Origin of the sequence: Enterococcus sp. HMSC078F03 (assembly GCF_001811595.1) — a bacterium.
In the GTDB taxonomy this organism is placed as follows: Bacteria; Bacillota; Bacilli; order Lactobacillales; family Enterococcaceae; genus Enterococcus; species Enterococcus faecalis.
The window spans coordinates 247,766-269,299 of sequence record NZ_KV805556.1 but is presented as its reverse complement, the minus strand read 5'-3'; the positions used below and the strand labels follow the sequence as shown (position 1 = coordinate 269,299).

The 21,534-nt window shown below is 36.3% G+C and carries 19 protein-coding genes; 10 read left to right on the top strand and 9 right to left on the bottom strand.

From position 1 onward, the window contains the following. Positions 1 to 34: 34 nt before the first annotated feature. Complete coding sequence (locus HMPREF2810_RS06840; RefSeq protein ID WP_002357563.1) at positions 35 to 1,225, bottom strand: MFS transporter; 1,191 nt, start codon at positions 1,223 to 1,225, stop codon at positions 35 to 37. Between the two features lie 354 nt (positions 1,226 to 1,579). Here HMPREF2810_RS06840 and HMPREF2810_RS06835 point away from each other — a divergent pair, with 354 nt between their 5' ends. The 4 genes from HMPREF2810_RS06835 to HMPREF2810_RS06820 all read left to right on the top strand — a co-directional run bounded on the left by HMPREF2810_RS06835 (position 1,580) and on the right by HMPREF2810_RS06820 (position 5,821). Beyond that, entirely contained in the window at positions 1,580 to 2,440 is an 861-nt protein-coding gene (locus HMPREF2810_RS06835; protein WP_002357562.1) for a glucosaminidase domain-containing protein, read from the top strand. 228 nt (positions 2,441 to 2,668) lie between these two features. Then, positions 2,669 to 3,601, top strand: a complete 933-nt coding sequence (gene cysK, locus HMPREF2810_RS06830) for a cysteine synthase A (protein WP_002357561.1) — start codon at positions 2,669 to 2,671, stop codon at positions 3,599 to 3,601. A 138-nt stretch (positions 3,602 to 3,739) separates the two neighbouring features. Beyond that, entirely contained in the window at positions 3,740 to 4,183 is a 444-nt protein-coding gene (locus HMPREF2810_RS06825) for a Fur family transcriptional regulator (RefSeq protein ID WP_002357560.1), read from the top strand. A gap of 297 nt (positions 4,184 to 4,480) precedes the next feature. Further along, the gene (locus HMPREF2810_RS06820) at positions 4,481 to 5,821 is read left to right on the top strand and encodes an NADH oxidase (RefSeq protein WP_002357559.1); all 1,341 of its coding nucleotides are present in this window, start codon (positions 4,481 to 4,483) and stop codon (positions 5,819 to 5,821) included. 47 nt (positions 5,822 to 5,868) lie between these two features. On the opposite strand, the gene HMPREF2810_RS06815 is transcribed toward HMPREF2810_RS06820, so the two are convergent. Further along, on the bottom strand, positions 5,869 to 6,477 hold the full coding sequence (locus HMPREF2810_RS06815) for an NUDIX hydrolase N-terminal domain-containing protein (RefSeq protein ID WP_010715206.1): 609 nt from the start codon (positions 6,475 to 6,477) through the stop codon (positions 5,869 to 5,871). Between the two features lie 224 nt (positions 6,478 to 6,701). Here HMPREF2810_RS06815 and HMPREF2810_RS06810 point away from each other — a divergent pair, with 224 nt between their 5' ends. Together HMPREF2810_RS06810 and HMPREF2810_RS06805 are read left to right on the top strand one after the other, a co-directional pair. Further along, positions 6,702 to 7,154, top strand: a complete 453-nt coding sequence (locus HMPREF2810_RS06810) for a GNAT family N-acetyltransferase (RefSeq protein WP_033591669.1) — start codon at positions 6,702 to 6,704, stop codon at positions 7,152 to 7,154. 19 nt (positions 7,155 to 7,173) lie between these two features. Then, complete coding sequence (locus HMPREF2810_RS06805; protein WP_010715208.1) at positions 7,174 to 7,701, top strand: GNAT family N-acetyltransferase; 528 nt, start codon at positions 7,174 to 7,176, stop codon at positions 7,699 to 7,701. Between the two features lie 54 nt (positions 7,702 to 7,755). On the opposite strand, the gene HMPREF2810_RS06800 is transcribed toward HMPREF2810_RS06805, so the two are convergent. Then, positions 7,756 to 8,574 (bottom strand): helix-turn-helix transcriptional regulator, encoded by an 819-nt coding sequence (locus tag HMPREF2810_RS06800; RefSeq protein WP_010715209.1) that lies wholly within the window; start codon positions 8,572 to 8,574, stop codon positions 7,756 to 7,758. 136 nt (positions 8,575 to 8,710) lie between these two features. On the opposite strand from HMPREF2810_RS06800, the gene HMPREF2810_RS06795 reads away from it, so the two are divergent. From HMPREF2810_RS06795 to HMPREF2810_RS06775, 4 genes are all read left to right on the top strand, one after another. Further along, positions 8,711 to 10,459 carry an ABC transporter ATP-binding protein gene (locus HMPREF2810_RS06795; protein WP_010715210.1) on the top strand — a complete coding sequence of 583 codons (1,749 nt, stop codon included), beginning with the start codon at positions 8,711 to 8,713 and terminating at the stop codon, positions 10,457 to 10,459. After that, entirely contained in the window at positions 10,452 to 12,230 is a 1,779-nt protein-coding gene (locus tag HMPREF2810_RS06790; protein WP_070635598.1) for an ABC transporter ATP-binding protein, read from the top strand. The genes HMPREF2810_RS06795 and HMPREF2810_RS06790 overlap by 8 nt, the downstream gene beginning before the upstream one ends. Positions 12,231 to 12,318: 88 nt before the next feature. After that, positions 12,319 to 12,744 carry an 8-oxo-dGTP diphosphatase gene (locus HMPREF2810_RS06780; protein WP_010715212.1) on the top strand — a complete coding sequence of 142 codons (426 nt, stop codon included), beginning with the start codon at positions 12,319 to 12,321 and terminating at the stop codon, positions 12,742 to 12,744. A 139-nt stretch (positions 12,745 to 12,883) separates the two neighbouring features. After that, positions 12,884 to 13,894 carry a hypothetical protein gene (locus HMPREF2810_RS06775; protein WP_010715213.1) on the top strand — a complete coding sequence of 337 codons (1,011 nt, stop codon included), beginning with the start codon at positions 12,884 to 12,886 and terminating at the stop codon, positions 13,892 to 13,894. Between the two features lie 316 nt (positions 13,895 to 14,210). Here HMPREF2810_RS06775 and HMPREF2810_RS06770 read toward each other — a convergent pair whose 3' ends face one another. From HMPREF2810_RS06770 to HMPREF2810_RS06745, 6 genes are all read right to left on the bottom strand, one after another. Continuing rightward, positions 14,211 to 15,644, bottom strand: coding sequence for a cryptochrome/photolyase family protein (locus tag HMPREF2810_RS06770; RefSeq protein ID WP_010715214.1), 1,434 nt, complete (start codon positions 15,642 to 15,644; stop codon positions 14,211 to 14,213). Between the two features lie 132 nt (positions 15,645 to 15,776). Beyond that, entirely contained in the window at positions 15,777 to 16,658 is an 882-nt protein-coding gene (locus tag HMPREF2810_RS06765) for a helix-turn-helix domain-containing protein (protein ID WP_002378272.1), read from the bottom strand. Between the two features lie 315 nt (positions 16,659 to 16,973). Beyond that, positions 16,974 to 18,395 carry a family 1 glycosylhydrolase gene (locus HMPREF2810_RS06760; RefSeq protein ID WP_010715215.1) on the bottom strand — a complete coding sequence of 474 codons (1,422 nt, stop codon included), beginning with the start codon at positions 18,393 to 18,395 and terminating at the stop codon, positions 16,974 to 16,976. Positions 18,396 to 18,411: 16 nt separating this feature from the next. Then, complete coding sequence (locus tag HMPREF2810_RS06755) at positions 18,412 to 20,265, bottom strand: beta-glucoside-specific PTS transporter subunit IIABC (RefSeq protein WP_002420183.1); 1,854 nt, start codon at positions 20,263 to 20,265, stop codon at positions 18,412 to 18,414. A gap of 3 nt (positions 20,266 to 20,268) precedes the next feature. Next, positions 20,269 to 21,126, bottom strand: coding sequence for a PRD domain-containing protein (locus tag HMPREF2810_RS06750; protein ID WP_010715216.1), 858 nt, complete (start codon positions 21,124 to 21,126; stop codon positions 20,269 to 20,271). Between the two features lie 226 nt (positions 21,127 to 21,352). Next, positions 21,353 to 21,514 (bottom strand): hypothetical protein, encoded by a 162-nt coding sequence (locus HMPREF2810_RS06745; RefSeq protein ID WP_010715217.1) that lies wholly within the window; start codon positions 21,512 to 21,514, stop codon positions 21,353 to 21,355. Positions 21,515 to 21,534 lie beyond the last annotated feature (20 nt).

Genomic DNA, 21,534 nt, shown 5'->3' with positions numbered 1-21,534 from the left:
CTGAATGCTTGTGATAGCATTCAGGTTTTTTGCTTCATTTCTTTTTGGGAGCAAAGAGCATAAAGTGGAAAAATAATGCGAACAATTGGAACCCAATACCAGTTAAAGTAACACCAGACCAACCATAGTTTTGCCACATTAATGTACCAATCAATGAACCCAGTGAACCGCCGATGAAATAGAAAAACATAAAGACGGTATTGTTACGATTGCTGGCTTCTTCTCCCAAATTTTGGACGCGTGTTTGATTGGCTACTTGCCCAAATTGAGTACCGATATCTAAAACAATAATTGCTAAGATTAGTAAGACCACATGTGTTCCACCTAGAAAAAGTAAGATAAAACTACCGAACTGCATCAACAGGCCAATCAAAACAATCTTCCGTTCTGGATAATAATCGGATAGACGACCAATGATGGGTGCTACGAAAGCTCCCGATAAACCAAAAATTGCTAGAATACCGACTTCTTTCGGTCCCCAATAATAAGCTGGACTACTAACAAAGAAAATTAATGTAGACCAAAAGATTGAAAAGGTTGCAAACATAAAAAAGCCATTGACAGTTGCTTCTCTTAACAAAGGTTGCGATTTGATTAGCTTAGGAAGACTTTTCAAAGAACCCAAATAAGTTAATCGATTTGAAGTTTGAGTATGTATCACTGTTTTGGGTAATTTTAATTGGAGTAGAACGACCAATGCTAACACGAATATTACGGCGATTAGGTACACTGTTCGCCAAGAAGCTGCACTAGCAATGAAACCCGAAATCGTTCGAGACAATAAAATACCTGTCAATAGTCCGCCAAGCATTCGACCTGTTACTTTACCACGGTTCGCTGGCCCCGCCATGACCGCTGCATAAGGAATAATAATTTGGGCGACAATAGAGAGCAACCCAATAAAAAAAGAAGAGAGTGCAAACAGGAGAAAACTTGGTGCAAAAAACGCAGCACTTAGAGACAGCGAGGAGAGTGCGGCTACTCGAATGATTAATTTGCGGCGATCAACGACATCGCCTAATGGAACAAGAAAAAGTAAGCCTAGCGCATACCCTAATTGGGTCAGCATAGTAACAAAACCAATAGAACCAATACTGACTTGAAAGGCCTGAGCAATTTGGGTGCCAATTGGTTGAATATAATACATATTGGCGACCACGACCCCGCAAGTTAACGCTAATAAAAACGTCACTTGATTTGTTAAACCCGATTGTTGTTTCTTCATCTAACCACCTACATTTCTATGTAATTCATTTTGTAATACAACAACTACTCGGTAATAGTTGTTTTGACTAAAAAAACAGACTTCTCTTATAAAGTTTGTTCAAAAAGTGACAAGTCCATTAAAAAGTTTATCACAATAAATAAAGAAAAGTAAGAGGATAAATAACAAAAATCTCATCAAAATGAAAAGAAGAAGTGGTTGTTTTCACAAGTGTGAAGAGGGTTAATTAAATACAAACAAGATTTCAATTACATTACAGAAATTTTAAAACTCAAAATTTAATACGTTTATTTCTTGTTTCAATAGGAAATTAACGGTAAAATAGAAAAGTGAGACAGTGAGGAGGAAAAATGAATGAGCGAACAGTTAACAAGAAGTAGTAAACATATTCAAAAAGCTCTTAAAAAGCAAAAAGCTTATAAACGTGCTACCGCCGTTGCGGGGACTTCAATGATTTTAGCACCTGTGGTTGGTGCTGCGGTACCTGCCCAAGCAGAATCGAGCCAGCAAGCATTTATTAATGAAATCGGAAATTCAGCAGCAGCCGTTGCCAATAGCAATGATATGTATGCTTCCGTCATGATTGCTCAAGCGTTGCTAGAAAGTAGTTATGGTAGTTCTGGGTTAGCATCTGCACCGAACTATAACTTGTTTGGTGTAAAAGGAAGTTATAATGGACAATCTGTTTATATGCCAACAAAAGAATATTTAGACGGACAATGGGTGACCGTCACAGCAGCATTTAGAAGTTATAATTCTTATGCGGAATCGTTCCAAGATCATGCCAATGTTATTCGTTCCACTGCTTTTGGGGATACATACCATTATTCAGGCGTTTGGAAGAGTAATACTAGCAGTTATCGCGATGCAACAGCCGCTTTAGCTGGAAGTTATGCAACTGATCCAGGCTATGCCGAAAAATTGAATTGGTTAATTGAAGCATATAATTTAACTCAATATGATTGGGGAGCACCAGTCGCTCAAACCACTAGTTATTCAGATACAACGGGAACCGTTGATACAACAATCGATACAGCGGCTTCTGCAACAGCAACAGCAGAAACTGTAGCTAGTCAAAGTTACACTGTCGCAAACGGCGATACATTGTGGGACATTGCTGCACGTTTTGGAACGACAGTTGATAATTTAATGTCACTAAATGGATTAACATTGGATTCTGTTTTATCGGTGGGTCAAACCATCCAAATCGGTTAATTTTGCAATTATTTAGTTGAAGAAAGACCTTACAAAAGCAGTAGTTTTTGTAAGGTCTTTTATCGTGAAAATAGGTAGGGCCAGCAGCAATTATTTGGTGAGCATAATCCGTTTTTTTATTTAATTTTTCACAAACTAAAATTCGTTTTTCTGGTAGAAATCGTTTTTTTGAGCTATGCTTAGAGAAAGAATTATTATATTGTTTGTAAAATTGGAGGATGTAGGATTATGACTAAAGGTTATGTAAAATCAGTAACAGAGTTAATTGGTCAAAGCCCAGTTGTGAAATTAAAACGGATGGTACCAGAAGGAGCTGCAGATGTTTTTGTTAAACTAGAGTTCTTTAATCCTGGTGGCAGTGTGAAAGATCGAATTGCTTTAAGCATGATTCAACAAGCCGAAGCAGATGGTCGCCTAAAACCTGGACAAACGATTATTGAGCCGACTAGTGGTAATACAGGCATTGGGTTAGCAATGGTAGGTGCTGCGTTGGGATATCCAGTTAAGATTGTGATGCCAGATACTATGAGTATTGAACGCCGCAAATTAATGCAAGCATATGGGGCTGATTTATTATTAACCCCTGGTGCCGAAGGAATGAAAGGGGCAATTGCAAAAGCTACAGCATTAGCAGAAGAACACGGGTACTTCATGCCTTTGCAATTTAATAATCCAGCTAATCCAATGGTACATGAACAAAAAACAGGAAAAGAAATTGTTGATGTCTTTGGTAAACGTGGCTTAGATGCGTTTGTTTCTGGTGTTGGCACTGGAGGAACCGTTACAGGAGTTGGCCATGAATTGAAACGGATTTTTCCAGATATTGAAATTGTTGCAGTAGAACCAACGGAGTCGCCTGTTTTAGAAGGTGGCGAACCAGGTCCACATAAAATCCAAGGAATAGGCGCTGGCTTTGTCCCAGAAGTTTTAGACACCACCGTTTATCAAAAAGTTGCCGCCGTTTCTAGTGAAGACGCGTTAGAAACTGCTCGTTTAATGGGGCCAAAAGAAGGCATCCTTGTGGGGATTTCAGCAGGGGCAGCAATTAAAGCTGCCATTGATTTGGCAGTCGAATTAGGCGCAGGCAAACGTGTCTTAGCGTTGGTTCCGGATAACGGTGAACGTTATCTTTCGACAGCTCTTTACGAATTTCCAGAATAAAAAACACGCCAAAAAACGAGCATTTCTCTTAGTTTAGTAAAATGCTCGTTTTTTCCACGAGAATCCTACAATAATTCTTGTCAATCGTAATAAGAAATAGTATTATTTAAGAAAGATAGACAGGGGAGGGATACAAAGATGGACAACGTATTGGTTAAAAATGCACTTGCTGAATTAAAAGAAGCCAATATCCGAATTACTCCGCAACGTTATGCTATCTTGGAATATTTAATCGAAAATCATACACACCCAACAGCTGATGAAATTTATCGCGCACTAGAAGATCATTTTCCAAATATGAGTGTAGCAACGGTTTACAACAATCTACGTTTATTTACTGAAATCGGTTTCGTTCAAGAAATGAGTTATGGCGATGCATCTAGTCGTTTTGATTTTAGTTCGAAGAAACATTATCACGTGATTTGTCAAAAATGTGGTAAAATCGTTGATTTTCATTATCCAGGGTTAGAGGACGTTGAAATGGCCGCTAGTAAATTAACAGGCTTCGAAATTAATGAACATCGTTTAGAATTATATGGATTATGTCCAGATTGCCAACAAGCACAACAGGAGAATGTGTAAAAAATTACATACTGTTAAAAATTTATCAAAAGATAAGTCACTTGTCTAGGCAAATTTCACAAGCGTAAGAGTTTTCACTCTTATGCTTGTTTTTTTGTGTGGTTATTGACTTTTAAATTCTTAAAAACAAAAAATTAACTAGCTATTATTAAGAGTTAGCAACAGTTTGTGAATTTTTTTATATGCGATTCACAAGCATAGAACTCGAATAAGCTTGATTCCTCTGATATATTTTAAACAGACAGAGGGAGACGTCACCTCTGCAAAACAAAGATTGTGAAAGAAGGGATTTACAACATGAAAGTCGTAGTCGTAGGATGTACCCATGCTGGAACTTCAGCAGTTAAAAGCATTTTAGCAAATCACCCGGAGGCGGAAGTCACTGTATATGAAAGAAATGACAATATTTCCTTCCTATCTTGCGGAATTGCCTTGTACGTTGGAGGCGTAGTTAAAAATGCTGCTGATTTATTTTATTCAAATCCAGAAGAACTGGCTTCTTTAGGAGCAACAGTGAAGATGGAACACAATGTTGAAGAAATCAACGTGGACGACAAAACTGTTATAGCGAAAAACTTACAAACGGGTGCAACAGAGACCGTTTCTTATGATAAATTAGTAATGACAACTGGTTCTTGGCCAATTATTCCACCAATTCCAGGAATTGATGCTGAAAATATTTTATTATGTAAGAACTATTCACAAGCCAACGTGATCATCGAAAAAGCGAAAGATGCCAAACGTGTCGTTGTCGTTGGTGGCGGTTATATTGGTATTGAATTAGTAGAAGCTTTTGTAGAATCAGGTAAACAAGTTACTTTAGTTGACGGGTTAGACCGCATTTTAAATAAATATTTAGATAAGCCATTCACAGATGTTCTAGAAAAAGAATTAGTTGATCGTGGCGTTAATTTAGCTTTAGGTGAAAATGTCCAACAATTCGTAGCAGATGAGCAAGGAAAAGTAGCAAAAGTCATTACACCAAGTCAAGAATTCGAAGCAGATATGGTGATTATGTGTGTTGGTTTCCGTCCAAATACAGAATTATTAAAAGATAAAGTTGACATGTTACCAAATGGTGCAATCGAAGTCAATGAGTATATGCAAACAAGCAATCCTGATATTTTTGCTGCGGGTGATAGTGCAGTTGTTCACTACAACCCAAGTCAAACAAAAAATTATATCCCATTAGCAACGAATGCTGTTCGTCAAGGTATGCTAGTAGGTCGTAATTTGACTGAACAAAAATTGGCTTATCGTGGCACACAGGGAACTTCTGGCTTATATTTATTCGGTTGGAAAATTGGTTCAACAGGTGTGACAAAAGAAAGTGCCAAATTAAACGGACTAGATGTCGAAGCAACTGTTTTCGAAGATAACTATCGTCCAGAGTTTATGCCAACAACTGAAAAAGTTCTGATGGAATTAGTTTATGAAAAAGGAACACAACGCATTGTTGGTGGTCAATTGATGTCTAAATATGATATCACACAATCTGCCAATACTTTATCATTAGCGGTCCAAAATAAAATGACTGTCGAAGATTTAGCGATTTCTGATTTCTTCTTCCAACCACATTTTGATCGCCCTTGGAACTACTTAAACTTATTAGCCCAAGCCGCTTTAGAAAATATGTAATTAATAATAGAAAAAGGATGAAGAACAGAAGTTCTTCATCCTTTTTGTTAGTCACTAAGCGCTCCAGTTGTTTGGTTCATTAATGCCATTAATTGCTCTTTCGTTGTTCGTTTGATAGAAAGAGGGGGGAGATTATCTAAAGAAAAATAAGCACAATTCGAGGTTTCAATGTTTTTTTCAAAGGGATGATTTTCTAAAATCTCACAAGAAAAGATCATTTTATAGTACTGAAATAGTTGAGGAATGTCTTTTCGTTTATCTGTATCATAAACAGCAAGCAATTCTTTTGCTGTAACAACTAAGCCAGTTTCTTCCAATACTTCTTTTTCAATATTTTCTTTAGGGGAGTAGCCAATTTCGGCATAGCCACCAGGTAATGACCATTCTTTGGTCCGTAAATCTTCAACTAATAAAAAACGATTCTCTTTTTTTATCAAACCGCGAACATCTACTTTCGGTGTTGGATAACCTTCCTCTTTAGTTAAGATTTTTTCTAAGTCGGGCAAGACAGTCGCTTCGTGTCCGGTTGCGCTAATAAGTTGTAACGTAAGTTCCCGTAGTTCTTGGTAACGTTCTTGATCAAAAGCATCTTTCCCGTAAAAAAGACCTGCATCTGCCAATGCTAGCAACCGCTTATAGGTGTTCAGATAATCCATATACGCACGCTCCTCATAGACTTAATACGTTTAGTTTAACAGAAAAAAATAAAGGAAGGGCAGATTAAGTGAAAAAAGGAGTCGGTTTAAGGAAATAATAAAGAATAAATGACTAGCTTACATTTTTAAACTACTTATGCTATTATTTAATAAAAAGGATCGTGTATACAATAATTTTGTTATGTAAACAAAAAGGAGGTTGTAAATTGAAAGAATTCACAATTATGAGGGAAAAAAATGCAGATAAAAAGACTCAGATAGCACAAGAGGTATTGTTTAATCTTCCAGAATGGTTTGGCCTTGAAAAAGAGACCCGTAAGTATATCGATATAGCTAGTACTTTACCTATGTGGGTGGCAAAGGATGTAGAGAATAAAATACTCGGTTTTATAACACTTTCAGAAACAAGTAAAGATACAGTAGAAATCCATTGTATGGCAGTTAAAAAGCGGTATCATCGCAAAGGTGTCGGCAAGTTATTGATAGAAAGCGTGGAAACGTATTCTAAAAATAACTATTTTTTTATTCAAGTCAAAACAGTTGACGAAGGAAATTATTCCGTGTACGATCATACTATTCGTTTTTACGAATCATTGGGTTTTAAGCGCCTTGAGGTTTTTCCGACATTATGGGACGCTTGGAATCCTTGTTTAATTTTAATTAAACAGTTGATTTAATCTACAAAGGAGTTTTAGTATGTCAGTATTTATTAGAGAGTGTACCGTCGCAGACGTACCAGAATTAGAGGCCATTTGCCAAGAGACTTTTGCAGATACTTATGGAAATGGCGAAAACGAAGAGGATTTACAGGCACATTATGAGAGGAAATTTAGTCCAGCAGTTTTAGAAAGCGAAATCTTACATAAAGATTCGCAATATTTCTTTGCTTTTTATAATAATGAACTTGCAGGTTATGTGAAATTAAATCACGGTGATGCTCAGATTACCTATCAACATCCACAAGCGTTACAAGTTGAGCGCATTTATATTCGTAAATCTTTTAAGCGTTTAGGCTTAGGCAAACATTTGATTACGAAAGCAATTGAATTAGCAGAAGAAGCAGAAAAAGAGACGGTTTGGTTAGGTGTTTGGGAACATAATCATTCAGCGCAAAAATTTTATCAATCATTAGGCTTCGTCAAAACAGATGAACATGATTTTTATATGGGAAATGAACGTCATACCGATTATACAATGACGAAACAGTTAAAAGAGTCAACGTAAAGCAAAAACAAGGAAACGGACGCAATGAAGCCGACGATTCCTTGTTTTTTTATCTTAAAATTGTGAAGGGGATTTTCCATAATATTTTTTGAATAATTTACTGAAATGATAGGCATCTTCGTAACCAACCGTTTTTGCCACTTCTTTGACACTTAAGGAATCATTTTTCAGCAATTCTTTCGCATGGTTTAAGCGGATTTGAATTAAATAATTGATTGGCCCAACGCCTGTGGCCGCTTTAAAGGTTTTCGACAAATAAGTCGGGGTAACATATAACATTTCAGCTAACTGTTCCAAAGTAATTTCTTCGTCATGGTGCGTTTCCAGATAATAAATCGTATGATTGACTAAATTTCGTTTTCTTTTTTCCGTTTTCGATAGCCGAGTTTCAATTTTATTTTCTTGATCAACTGCTAAGCTTCTTAAAATATAAACCAATAGTTCAATAACTAAAGCTTTAATTTGTAACGCTGATTCAACTTCTTGATGGTTTAATTCATGAACAATTTGCCAAGCTTTTTCTAAAAATGCACCATGTAAATGACTCAAATTTAATAAAGCTGATTTATTTGGAAATACGTTTCGCGCTAAGCCTTCTAAATAGAGATTTGAAATGCCAATGTGTAGTTGATGTGAGTAAGTTCCTACTTTTTGTTGCTCACCATGTTCCGTTCGCGGATTAAAAAGAAACACCGTACCAGCAGTGGCATGGTACTGTTGCCCTTGAACAATATATTCAGATTCACCTTCTAAAAGAATAGATATTTCCAGAAATTCATGATGATGACAATTATAAGGGTGGGTCTCTTCGTTCCAAGGATCGAAGGCATATAAAATTTCAGGATTAAACGTTCGACTATTTGTGTAGTTCATAAAAAATCACTCCTACTTGTATCCGCTTTCTATACTATATTGTACATCAAAATATACAAGAATGCCCATTTCTTTTCCTATAAAAAAACAGTAATCTTATACACGTCCATAAAAACAAGAGAGAGTAGGGGAGAAAATGAATAGTTTTGAATGGATTTGGCAATATGCTAAAAAAAATAAGAATAAGTTACTGCTAGCTGTTATTTTTGTCGTTATTAACGCTATTTTAATTGTTATTATTCCATTGTTATCTGGCAGAATTGTAGACCAAGTAATCAATCAGGGGAAAACTGAAGAGCTTGTCCCAATTCTTGGGATTATGATTGGGGTGACCATTATTCGGACAGTTGTTCGTTATAGTTATCAAGTCTTGTTTGAATCGGTTGGACAATCTGCGTTATTTGACTTAAGAAAAGATATGTATGTCAAACTTCAAGAATTAGATTTTGATTTCTTTAATCATACACGTGTTGGCGATATTATGGCGCGAATGACAGGGGATACAGACGCTATCCGCCATTTTGTTTCTTGGGTCACTTATAACCTCTTAGAATGTATTTTATGGTTCATCGCAGCCGTGATTGTGATGGGGACGATCAATTGGCAATTGATGCTAGCATTAATTTTAATTACACCTTTGATTTTTCTGTTAACACAAAAAATGTCGAAGGAATCGCATCCGGTATTTTTTGAGATCCGGGAAAGTTTTTCTCGGCTAAATTCGATGGTCGAAGAAAATATTGGTGGAAATCGGGTGGTTAAAGCTTTTTCTCAAGAACCTTATGAAATTGAAAAGTTTAACAAGCACAATGAAGACTATAAAAAATGGAATATGGCTTCTGCAGATGTCTCAAAAAAATATTTACCGTGGTTAGACGGTTTTGCAGGTAGTTTAAATGTTATTGCCTTAGTTCTTGGTGGCCTCTTTGTAATTCAAGGTCGGATGACAATTGGTGATTTAGTGGCCTTTAACGGTTTTCTCTGGATGTTGAACATGCCGATGCGAATGAGTGGCTGGTTGATCAATGATGTGCAACGCTTTACGGCATCGTCCATTAAAATTCGTCAGTTATTAGCAACGAAACCGAAGATTCCCATTGCTCGGGAAAAAGAAGCAGAACCAATCCAAGGCTATGTGACGTTTGATCACGTGTCCTTTCATTTTTCAGATGATCCAGAAACCCCCATTTTATCGGATGTTTCATTTTCAGCAAAACCTGGTGAAACAATTGGTATTTTAGGGGAAACTGGTTCAGGCAAAACCACTTTAGTTAACTTAATCGCTCGGTTCTATGATCCAACAAAAGGCACTGTTTATATTGATGGAAAAGATGCTAAAAGCTATTCTGTTCGTAAATTGCGAGAAAATATCTCCATGGTTATGCAAGATGTCTTTCTTTTTTCCAATACAATAGAAGATAACATTGCTTTTGGTAACACATTGGCTAACTTGGAACAAGTGCAAATGATGGCTGAAATTGCTGATGCCCATAGCTTTATTTCCAGAATGCCCGAAGGTTATGCAACAATTGTTGGTGAACGCGGCGTTGGCCTATCTGGTGGCCAAAAACAGCGGATTTCACTGGCCCGTGCCTTAACCAAAGATCCAGCTATTTTAATTTTAGATGACACAACTTCCGCTGTTGATATGGAAACAGAATCAAAAATTCAAAAAGAACTAGGTCGTTTGACGGAAAAGAAAACGACATTTATTATTGCCCACCGAATTTCTTCTGTGAGAGAGGCCAATTTAATTTTGATGATGGAAAAAGGCCGTGTGGTAGAAAGCGGTACGCATAGCGAATTAGTCGAACAAAGAGGCAAATATTTTGACGTATATCAAAAACAATTAGGTCTGACAAAGGAAGGTGAGTCGCGTGGCTAGAAATACGTTTGATGTAGATGAGACTTTAGAAAAAGAATTTAATTGGTCCCACTATAAACGATTAGGCGCCTATATTAAGCCTTACAAAAAAGCTGTTTTTAAAACATTATTTGTCATCATATTAGCTAATCTGGCAAGTATGTTAGGCCCTTACTTTACTAAAATTGCGATTGACCAAGTAATTCCACAAAAGAATCTCTCGTTACTCTTGGTACTAGGAGCTATTTTCCTATTTTCCTTGGTGATTATTGGTTGGTGTATGCGCTATCGGATATATGCCATCACAGAAATTGGACAAGATATTTTAAAAGATATGCGTTTTTCAATTTTTGAGCATCTACAAAAATTACCATTTTCTTACTTTGACAGTCGGCCGCATGGGAAAATCTTAATTCGGGTGGTCAATTACATCAATACGTTAAGTGATTTATTAAGTAACGGATTGATCAATTTAATTTCTGATTTATTTAATGTGATTATTACCTTAATTTTCATGTTATTTATTGATGTGAAATTAACCTTATACAGTTTACTGCTATTGCCTGTGTTGTTCGTGATGGTTCTATTTATTCAAGGGAAACAACGGAAAGCTTACCAAGAGCTTAGCAATAAACAATCAAACTTAAATGCCTATATTCATGAAAGTATTTCAGGAATTAAAATTACACAATCTTTTGCACGAGAAGATGAAAATTTCCAGATTTTTAACGAGGTAAGCGAAGAATATCGTCAATCCTTTATGAAAGCTGTGCGTGTCCAGTATTTATTATGGCCAGCAGTGCAAAATATATCCGTCATTACGACTTGTTTTATCTATTTCGTAGGAATCCGTCAATTAGGTGTGTCCGTTACTACTGGGACGCTAATTGCTTTTATCGGTTATATCAATAACTTTTGGAATCCAGTCATCAATATTGGTAACTTCTACAATTCTCTGATTACTGCAACTGCCTATTTGGAAAGGATTTTTGAAACGATGGATGTTGTTCCAGAAATTCAAGATGCGCCGCATGCTATTGCGTTGCCGCCAATTAAAGGAACCGTTGACTTTCAGCATGTTTATTTCCGTTATGAAGAAGGGAAAAATATTTTGACCGATGTTAGTTTTCATATTGAGCCAGGACAAACAATCGCCTTGGTTGGGCCAACAAGTGCGGGTAAAACAACAATCATCAATTTGTTAAGTCGTTTTTATGATGTGAATGAAGGGGCCGTTAAAATTGATGGTTATGATGTTCGCGATGTGACACTCCGTTCGTTAAGGAAACAAATGGGGGTAATGCTTCAAGATACGTTTATTTTTTCAGGAACAATTATTGAAAACATTCGGTACGGAAATTTAGCAGCCACAGAGGAAGAAGTTATCCAAGCCGCAAAAATTGTTCGTGCGCACGACTTTATCAAGGATTTAAAAGATGGCTATGAAACAGTTGTGGAAGAGCGGGGGAGTACACTCTCGGCAGGACAACGCCAATTAATTTCATTTGCTCGTGCTTTACTGGCAGATCCCAAAATTTTAATTTTAGACGAAGCAACCTCCAGTATTGATACAAAAACAGAAGAATTGTTACAAGAAGGACTACAACAACTTCTGAAAGGACGGACATCGTTTATTATTGCTCATCGACTTTCTACCATCAAAAATAGCGATAAAATTTTCTATATTGATGGTGGTCGTATTGTGGAAGAAGGATCTCATGATCAACTAATGGCAAAACATGCGTTATATCATCATTTATATCAATCGCAATACGACTTATTAAAGAGTTAGATGATAAAACAGAGAAAATTCTTAGTTGAATCTTTCTCTGTTTTTCTGTATCGTAACCTTAACAAAGGAAAAAATGATGAGGTGCCAAATGAAACGGAATTTTGAAGTGGAATTAACAACATTATGTATGATTAGAAATCAGAAAAATGAAATCCTTGTGCAAGAACGACAAAAAAAGGATTGGCCTGGTTGGACGTTCCCTGGCGGACATGTTGAAAAAAACGAGGGCATGGAAACAGCCATGGTTCGCGAACTCCTTGAAGAAACAGGATTAGTGCTGAAACCACAATTAGTAGGTGTTGCAGAATGGCTGAATGATTGTTCGGGTGCGCGGGAATTAGCCACATTATTCATTGCAGAAACAGCGGCTGAACTACCAGAAGAAACGGAACAACCCTTGTTTTGGGTCACTGAAAAAGAATTGCGAGAAGGCCCTTTAGCTGGCAGTTTAGCAGAACTTTTCCCAGTATTTTTTGGCGAAAAGCAATTTTATTTTAAAAATAATACAGCTTAATGATTCAAACCTAAAAGATTAAATCAATCCCATTTATTAAAAGAGAGGAAATCTAAAATTAAACATTGCTATTTATAAGCAATGTTTGCTATTCTTAATAAAAGGGAATTAATTTTTTATATAATGAGGGGGAAAAAGTGTGTTAAAAAGAAAAGTGGGGATTATCGCAGGCGTTTTCTGTTCAGCTTTGTTACTGACAGGCTGTGGCAAAAGCGCGAAAGATGAGTTCATTCAAGGAATCGGCAATCAAAACGCACAAGAATCTGGGGTTTGGGATTTCTCTATGTCAATTAGTGACATGAAATTTTCACAAGAAGATGGTGCACAAACGAATCCTATGATTGGGATGCTCATCACGCAAATCAAAGACGCATCGCTTTCTGGGAAGATTCAAGTAGATGCCAAAAAAGAAAAAGCATTCAACTTAGAGATGAAATTAAAAGCGATGGGCATGGATGTACCGATTTCATTGGTTGGATCATTAGATAACGAGGGCAAAGAGCCAAAACTCTATTTAGCAACAGATATGATGGAATATATTGTCGCTGTCGCAGACTCAATGACTGACGGTGCTATTGATAGTTCTCAGTTAGATACAGAAAAACTAAAAGGAAAATACATTGATCTTTTAGCCGTGAACGAGGAAAGTGCGAAAGAATGGCAAGATACAATCAAAGAGTATCAGGAATCGGAAAAAGAACGAAAACAGTCTGCTAAGGAATACAAAGAGTTTTTAGAAGGATTAGACAAGGATACGTTCGAGAAAAAAGGGGATACCATTACCCATACGTTTACAAAAAAAGAATTACAAAAGTTAATCAAAATTACGACAGAAACATCTGAGAAAGGTAAAGAACAAGATCCTTTCGAAAAAGTCAAAGATGTTTCTGCCAAAGTTTCCGTTAATACAAAAGAAAATAAAACAAATATGTTGATTAATGTGAAACCGCAACAAGACAAGAACGTTGACATGGGACTTGAATCATTATCTAGTAAAATTAGCATTACACAAAAAGCCAAAAAAGCGATGATTTCAATGCCTAAGAAAGAAAATATTTTATCAGAACAAGAAGTTGAAAAAATTTTTTCCGATAGCACCTCTATGACAGGTCTATCGACAGAAGACACGACTGTTGCAATCAATCAATAACCATGAATTAATGCTTTGTATAACTTGCTGCCTAAATTATGCTAGGTCTTTTTTGAATAAAAAACTGCAGCAAACAATCAAAGAAAATTTAATTAACAAACATAATTTTTATAACGTAAATGACAAAACCAGTCTAGATAACTAAAGACTGGTTTTGTTTTCTTTTCAATGCTTTTTACTCTACTTTGTATAATGTATATTATGTAAACTAGAATAAAATAAAAACTTTAGCCGATAAATTGCCACTTCTCCTTTCGACTAATCAATTCACCCAACTAACCTTACAGTTGTTTGCTAAGCTAGTTGGGTTTACTGTTTATTGAAACCTTGGATTGTTCATTTCTTGATGAATTTCTTTGCTCGCTTCATATAGAAACAATGTTTGTTTTTTACTTGATGCATAATCGACAATGGGTTTTGGATAATTTTCTCCTAAATGTACATGAGATTGCGTTTGTAAGGCTTCGTTCATTAGATTTGGTTGATGAATATACTTTTGTGGCACTTGCTTAAGTTCTGGAACATATTTTTTGATAAACTGGCCGTCATTATCAAATTTTTTTGACTGGATAATTGGATTAAAAATCCGAAAATACGGGACAGCGTCCGTTCCCGTTGAAGCAGCCCATTGCCAGCCACCGATATTATTGGCGGCATCATAATCAATCAACATTTTTTGAAAGTATTTTTCACCCCAACGCCAATCGATGTGCAAATTTTTAACTAAAAAAGAGGCAGTTATCATTCTTAAGCGGTTGTGCATCCAACCAGTTTGATTCAGTTGTCGCATGGCGGCATCAATTATAGGGTACCCCGTCTCCCCTTTTTGCCACTTGACAAACATTTCTGGGTCATTTGCCCATTGAATATAACGAAATTTTTCTTGAATAGCTTCCTCTTTTTGTTGTGGAAACGTACTATAGATCATATTGTAAAAGTCGCGCCAAGCTAATTCTTTTTTGAAGGTTTCTTTACTTAAGCTAGAAGGCGCAGATGCAAGCTCTTGCCAAATGGTGCGAATCGAAAGTTCTCCCGTTCTTAAAAAAGTAGACAGATGACTCGTTTGATCCTGATAAGGAAAATCACGCTTATTTTCATAGGATTGAAGTTTTTGATCAATAAAAGTATTTAAGCACCTTCTGGCTGTTTTTTCGCCGACACTATAGTGTTTTAAAGGAATCCTTGCAATCTGTTCACGATAAGCTGCTTCCTCTTCTGGAAAAAGACACGCACTAAAAATTTTTTCAGCTGTATAGGAAACAGGAATCGGTGTTTCTTTAGGCGCCTCTTTCCATTTATTGTAATAGGGCGTAAACACTTGGTACTTGCTGCCATCGTTCTTCTTAATTTCTTCAGAGCCATGCAAATAGGCATCTTGAAAAGAGAAAGACTGAATATTATTTTCTTCAAAAAAGCGCATAGCTTGCTGGTCCCGCTTTGCCCCAAAGCCACAAGTATCTTCATTAAAATAAATGGCCTGCCAATCGGGTAATTTGCGTTTCAAACGTGAAAATAAATCTAACGGTTCGCCGACCATGATTTGTAAATGTGCCTCTTGATCGATTCGTTCTTTAAACGAGGCTAAACTTGCAAAAAAAGCGTTATGATTAGCACTTTCTTGAATAAATTGTTGAGGATTCATTTGGAATAATAAAATCAATTCATCAGCTGCAGAATTTTGTAACGCGTGTGCTAATGCTTTATTATCTTGTAATCGTAAATCACGTCTAAACCACATTACTCTTTTCATTTTTAAATCCTCCTAAATACTTCGTCTTGCTTATCGTAACCGTGACTGCTGATTTTTAAAAGTAACTTGCCTAGACTTTTCAAAAAGCCGGTAAAAACTGAGTTTTCAGCTTTTACCGGCTTTTTGATTAAATTAATAGGAAATATTAAAAGCTTTCATATCTTTCTCAATATATTGCAGGACTTCTGTATTGCCAAAAAATTGTGTAAAATAATAGGCTTGACGATAGTCATCGGCTGTGTCTTCCCCGAGCATTTGTTTGTTAAAGGCTTTTTCATATAAAAGATAATCTAGCAAATAAATGGAGTGTTTGTCACGACAAATCTGAATCCCTTTTTCGCTTAAAATGACACTTTTTTGGTAATCTTTTATTTCCGAGTAGAATTTAGCAGAATTATAATAAATTCTACAACGCTCCAAGGAACATTCTAATTTAAATTGTTCCAATTCTTGTAATGATTTTTCGTAATACACTTGCGCTTTTCTCATATCTTTTTCCAGTTCGTATAGCGTACCTAGCGCATTCAGGCTTAAAATGTTGTAAATATTGACTTTACGGTCAATTTCCGCGCCCCGGTATAGGTAAAACAAGGCCTCTGCTTTATCTTTTTTTCCTAATAAACAAGTAATTCCCTTATAATATAACAATTTAGTCGTTAGTTCATTATTAGATAAGATAAGACCTTCAGGCACTTCTTGTAATAATTTGTAGGCCTCTAAGTGAAATAACCGTAAAGATAAATCCTCGACTTTGTTTAGTAGATTTTCAATTTTCTTTTCTTCAGAAATCATCATGCATTCTTCTACTTCTAAATCTAATCGGAGGCAAATAGATGAGAAAATATCTAAACTGTCACATAGATTACGGTTTTCAATATTACTAATTGTTGCTTGCGTACAGATGCCGTTAGCCAGCTCTGATTGTGTGATTTTTTTAAGTTTTCTCGCTTGTTTTATTTTGTCTCCTGCTACCTTCACGAACAGACCTCCACTTGTATTATTATGTAAATTCATTAAAAGATGTTATACTTTGATTATCAATTAAAGGAGGTACATGCTATGTTTGATTTACTTGCATTATTGACTGGAACATCAACTTATGGCAACGTTCCCCATGTTTAATTAGTCAATGCGTGTCAAGTATGGTCTTCCATACTTGGCATGTTTCCTTTAAAACTGACTCAATCATACTACAAACGGATAGACAAATACAACCGAAAATTATTGGTTTTTTCTTAAGAAAAAGAACAGCAAGAAGTATTCATCACTTCTTGCTGTTCTTTTGTTTAGTTAGGTGTATTTAGATTTAAAATAATTTGTTTCTTCTTTTTAACAACCTTGCGGATAATCTCTAATTAATTGTTGATACCAATAAAAAGAATCTTTCCGATAACGGTCTAATGTTCCTGTACCATCGTCATGTTTATCCACGTAAATAAAGCCATAACGTTTTTTCATTTCACCTGTTGTGGCACTGACTAAATCAATCGGTGCCCAAGTTAAATAACCAATTACCTCAATAAAATCTTCTGTCATGGCTTTTTGGACTTGCTCAATATGTTGTTGCAAATAGTGAATACGATAGGTGTCATGCACAGTGCCGTCTTCAAAAACATCAACAGCCCCTAAGCCATTTTCCGTTATCATAATTGGCAACCCATACCGTTGGTAAAGCATATTTAATAAATAACGAATACCCATAGGATCTATTGCCCAACCCCATTTAGAAACTTCCAAGTGAGGATTTTGAGTGCCACCCCATAGAGAACTTTCAGCGTCGTCGTCTCCTTCAAATTTCGCAACTTCGCTAGCATAATAGTTTAAACCAATCCAATCAATTTTACCTTCGGAAAATACTTCCTGATCTTCGGGCGAAATAGTAATGTGGAGTCCAAGTTTCTCGTATTCCTTTTGTTTATATAGTGGAAAGGCCCCATTGCACATTGCATCTATCTGATAAAAATCACGAGTTGTTTGTTTTAATGAATTTAACGCATTTGTTGGATGGCAATCTTTGGCATAAGCGGGTGTCAAACCAAAAACACAACCAATTTGGAAATCAGGATTAATTTTATGACCTAATTGAACAGCTTTTACTCCGGCCAGTGTCATATTATAGCCGATTTCGGCTAACACTTGTGGCCGATTTTGGATTTTACCGTATTCTAAACCTGTCAAAATATAGGTGAAAGGTTCAGAAGCGTTTGAGGTCGGATCGAGGTGATTCATTTCGTTAAACGTAGACCAATAAGTAACCTTCTCTTTAAACGATTCAAAAACAGTCTGACAGTAATGCAAATAATAATCAATAACTTTCCGATTTTTCCATGAACCATATTGTTTGACTAAATGAACTGGCATTTCAAAATGATACAAAGTGACAATTGGTTCGATTCCCTGACTGAGTAATTCATCAATGATTTGATGATAGAAAAACAAACCTTCTTCATTCGGTTCGGTTTCATCTCCTTTTGGAAAAATTCGTGACCAATCAATAGAGATACGAAGTGAGGTAAAACCCATTTCCGCAAATAAGGCGATATCTTCCTGATAGCGATGGTAAAAATCAATGCCAGTGTGTGAAGGATAATATTTGTCTGCCTCAATGGTTTGGGTGATTTCTCGTGGCTGATCTACAGCACCCACTGTAACCAGATCCATGATTGCTAAGCCTTTGCCGCCTTCTTGATAAGCGCCTTCTAATTGATGAGCGGCGATACTGCCGCCCCATAAAAATTTTTTGTTTTTCATGATCGGTGTCTCCTTTTTATAATACAATATTTAGCATTTCTTGATCATACGAAGCACATTCTCCTGTAGTTCCGATAACATCTAAAAATTCATTTGTATTGGTAATTACACAAATAACAGTATCTGAAAGTCCCTGTTGGCGAATGTAATCAAAATCAACGGTGACTAATGATTGTCCTTGTTGAACATGCTCGCCTTCTGTCACATGGACAGTGAACCCTTTACCATTTAAAGAAACAGTATCAATACCGATATGAATCAACAATTCGACACCATCTGCATTTTTAAGTCCGATGGCATGCTTTGTCGGGAAAACAGAAACAACTTCGCCAGAAAAAGGGGCAACCACTTCGGTATCAGTTGGAACGATACCAACGCCTTTACCTAATGCTTCTGTTGAAAAAGCCGCATCTTCTACTTCACTTAGAGGGATGACGGTTCCTTTAATTGCTGCAAAAACAGGATTTTTGGTCAGTAGTCGTTCTTTTTGTGTTGTTTTGTTAGTCGTTGTTTCTTTAGGTAGTTCTTTTTCTTCTGATGGAATCCCTAGGATAAACGAAGCAACCGCTGCACCGACAAAACCGACAATTACTGCGATTAGCATAGCCATAAAGTTCTTCGTATCATTTGTTTTGCCTAAATAAGAAGGCAAACTAGTTAGGCCCCACACATAGCCATAAGTTTTGACTTTCAACAGTCCAGCAATTAGTCCTCCTAAACCACCGCCAATCATTACAGCGATAAACGGCCGGCGGAATTTTACGAATACACCATAGACAGCAGGTTCCGTCACTCCCATCAATGCAGTAAAACTAACTGAGCCAAATAATTCACGTTGTTTTGCTTGACGAGCACGCAGGAAGTAACCAAACATGGCTCCCGCAACAGCAATATCTGAAATTGTTGAAGCATGTAAAAAGATGCTATCATAACCTTGCTCGCTTAACATTTGCATAATAACTGGCATAACGAAATTACCAGCACCCAGTAAAATTAAGAATGGTTGGCAAGCGGCATATAAGGCTGTGACAGCCCATGAACCAACTGTATTTTGTAAAATATCACAAACGAAGAACAACGCATCACCAATCCATGTACCTAATGGTCCAAAAATTAATAATGTCACTGGTAAGGTAATCAGCATAATTAGTAATGGATTTAAAAAATATTGCAAGGCATCAGGTATCCATTTTTTAAAGCGCTCAGTTAAAATCCCCATAAACCAAACACCTAAAAAGATTGGCACAAAACTATTTGAATACGTAATTTGTGGTAAACCTAACCCAAAAATACTTAGACCTTTTACACCGTCAATTGAATCAGACAATAACGTAACCGCTAACAAAACGGCTAAATAGGGACTCGCTTTGAGACGTTTAGCTGCCGATGCTGCAATAAACACTGGTAAAAATTGAAAAGCAGCAGTACTAATCGTGTTTAACACAATGAACGTGGAGCTATCTTCTTGGATAATTCCAAGTAATTTAAATAATGATAAAAAGCCTGCCAAAATCCCGGCAACAAAAATTGGTTCGATTAAAGGTGTCATTGTTTCACTCACGACATCCACAATTGCTTTGAATGGATTAGTCTTTTTCTTTGGTGCGTCTGTAGTTGTTTCTCCTATTCCTAACATAGGTAATAATTCTTGATAAATATCTTTCACCTGTGTTCCGACAACGACTTGATAAGCCACATTATTGTCGATAACGTCAATCACTTGTTTCATTTCTTGGATTTCGGCTGTTTGGGCTTTACTACGATCTTTTAATTGAAATCTCAAGCGCGTGACACAGTGTGCAACACTATCAATATTTTCTGGTCCACCAACTAAGACAATTAATTCTTTTAAAAATGTTTCATATTTCATTTTCTACACATCGCTTTCTTTTCGCTTTTCTGTTCGTTCAGTCATGCGATGAATGTGCATCATTAAGTATGTTTTTTCATCTTCAGAAATCAGTTTTCCAAAAGTGCCAATGACATACAATTCGATTTTTTTCACCGCACCATAAGCTTCTGGGTAGAGCTGTGAAATTTGTTGATATAACTCAGAATCGTTTTCACTATACGTATCATTGGTTAAAATCCGTTGGACGAAGTATTGTAAATGCTGCATGAAACGCGTGTAATTAATGGATTCATGATTCATTGGCGCACCAAAATGGTATTGAACGATGGACACAATATCTTTCATAATTTCTGTGACTTTTTCATTCTCTTGGCTATTTTGTACAGCTTCTTGGATATTTACCAAATGTAACGCAATTGAAGCAGCTTCGTCTTCTGGAAATGAAACGTTGTATTCTTTGTTTAATCGTTCCACCACTTCTACTCCTAATTGATAGGACTTCGGATAATAGCGCCGTACTTCCCAAAGAAGAGGATTGGAAATATATTGGCCTTTCATACCACGTTTCAGGGCGTAATCAATATGATCTAAAAGCGTTAAATACAGGTAATCAGTTGCTTTTTTTTGAAAAAGCTCCTCCGCTCGTAAAATAATGCTACGAACAATTTCAAATAATGATTCTTCTGTATTCGCTAACAAATAACTAAAATGCTCTAAAACATCTGCCGAGTCTAACACAAAGACTTTGTCTACTTCTTCTTTAGAAACTGATTGGCCTACTTTTTTTCGAAAAGCAATTCCTTTAGAATAGACGATTACCTCATTGGTTCCTTTTGTTAAAATCGCTACATTGTTATTTAGTATTTGTTTGACTTTCATATAACCCCTTCTTCCTATAAAAAACCGCGAAAAAAACTCAACAAACAAACTGTCATCCTTAACCCATGTAAAGATTTATAACAGTTGTCTGTTGAGTTCTGCCTGGTCGAACCAGTGACATACTCTTTTCTTGCAACCCCTTGTTGCAATCGTTTTCTTCTTACCCTTATAGTAACAATTTTTATTCGAAATTACAACATCTTTTTGTCTGTTTTATCATTTTCCCTTAATTCCAAAGCACAGAGATTAAATAATACAACAACATGATCCCTACAAATACACCGAGCATTAGTAAAACATACCACCAATTTTTGGCGCTATAGGTTTCATTTTGATTTTTTTCGGTTCGTTTACCTGCAACCCATTTCCATAAATCGTAATTATTCATCTCTCTCACCACCTTTAACG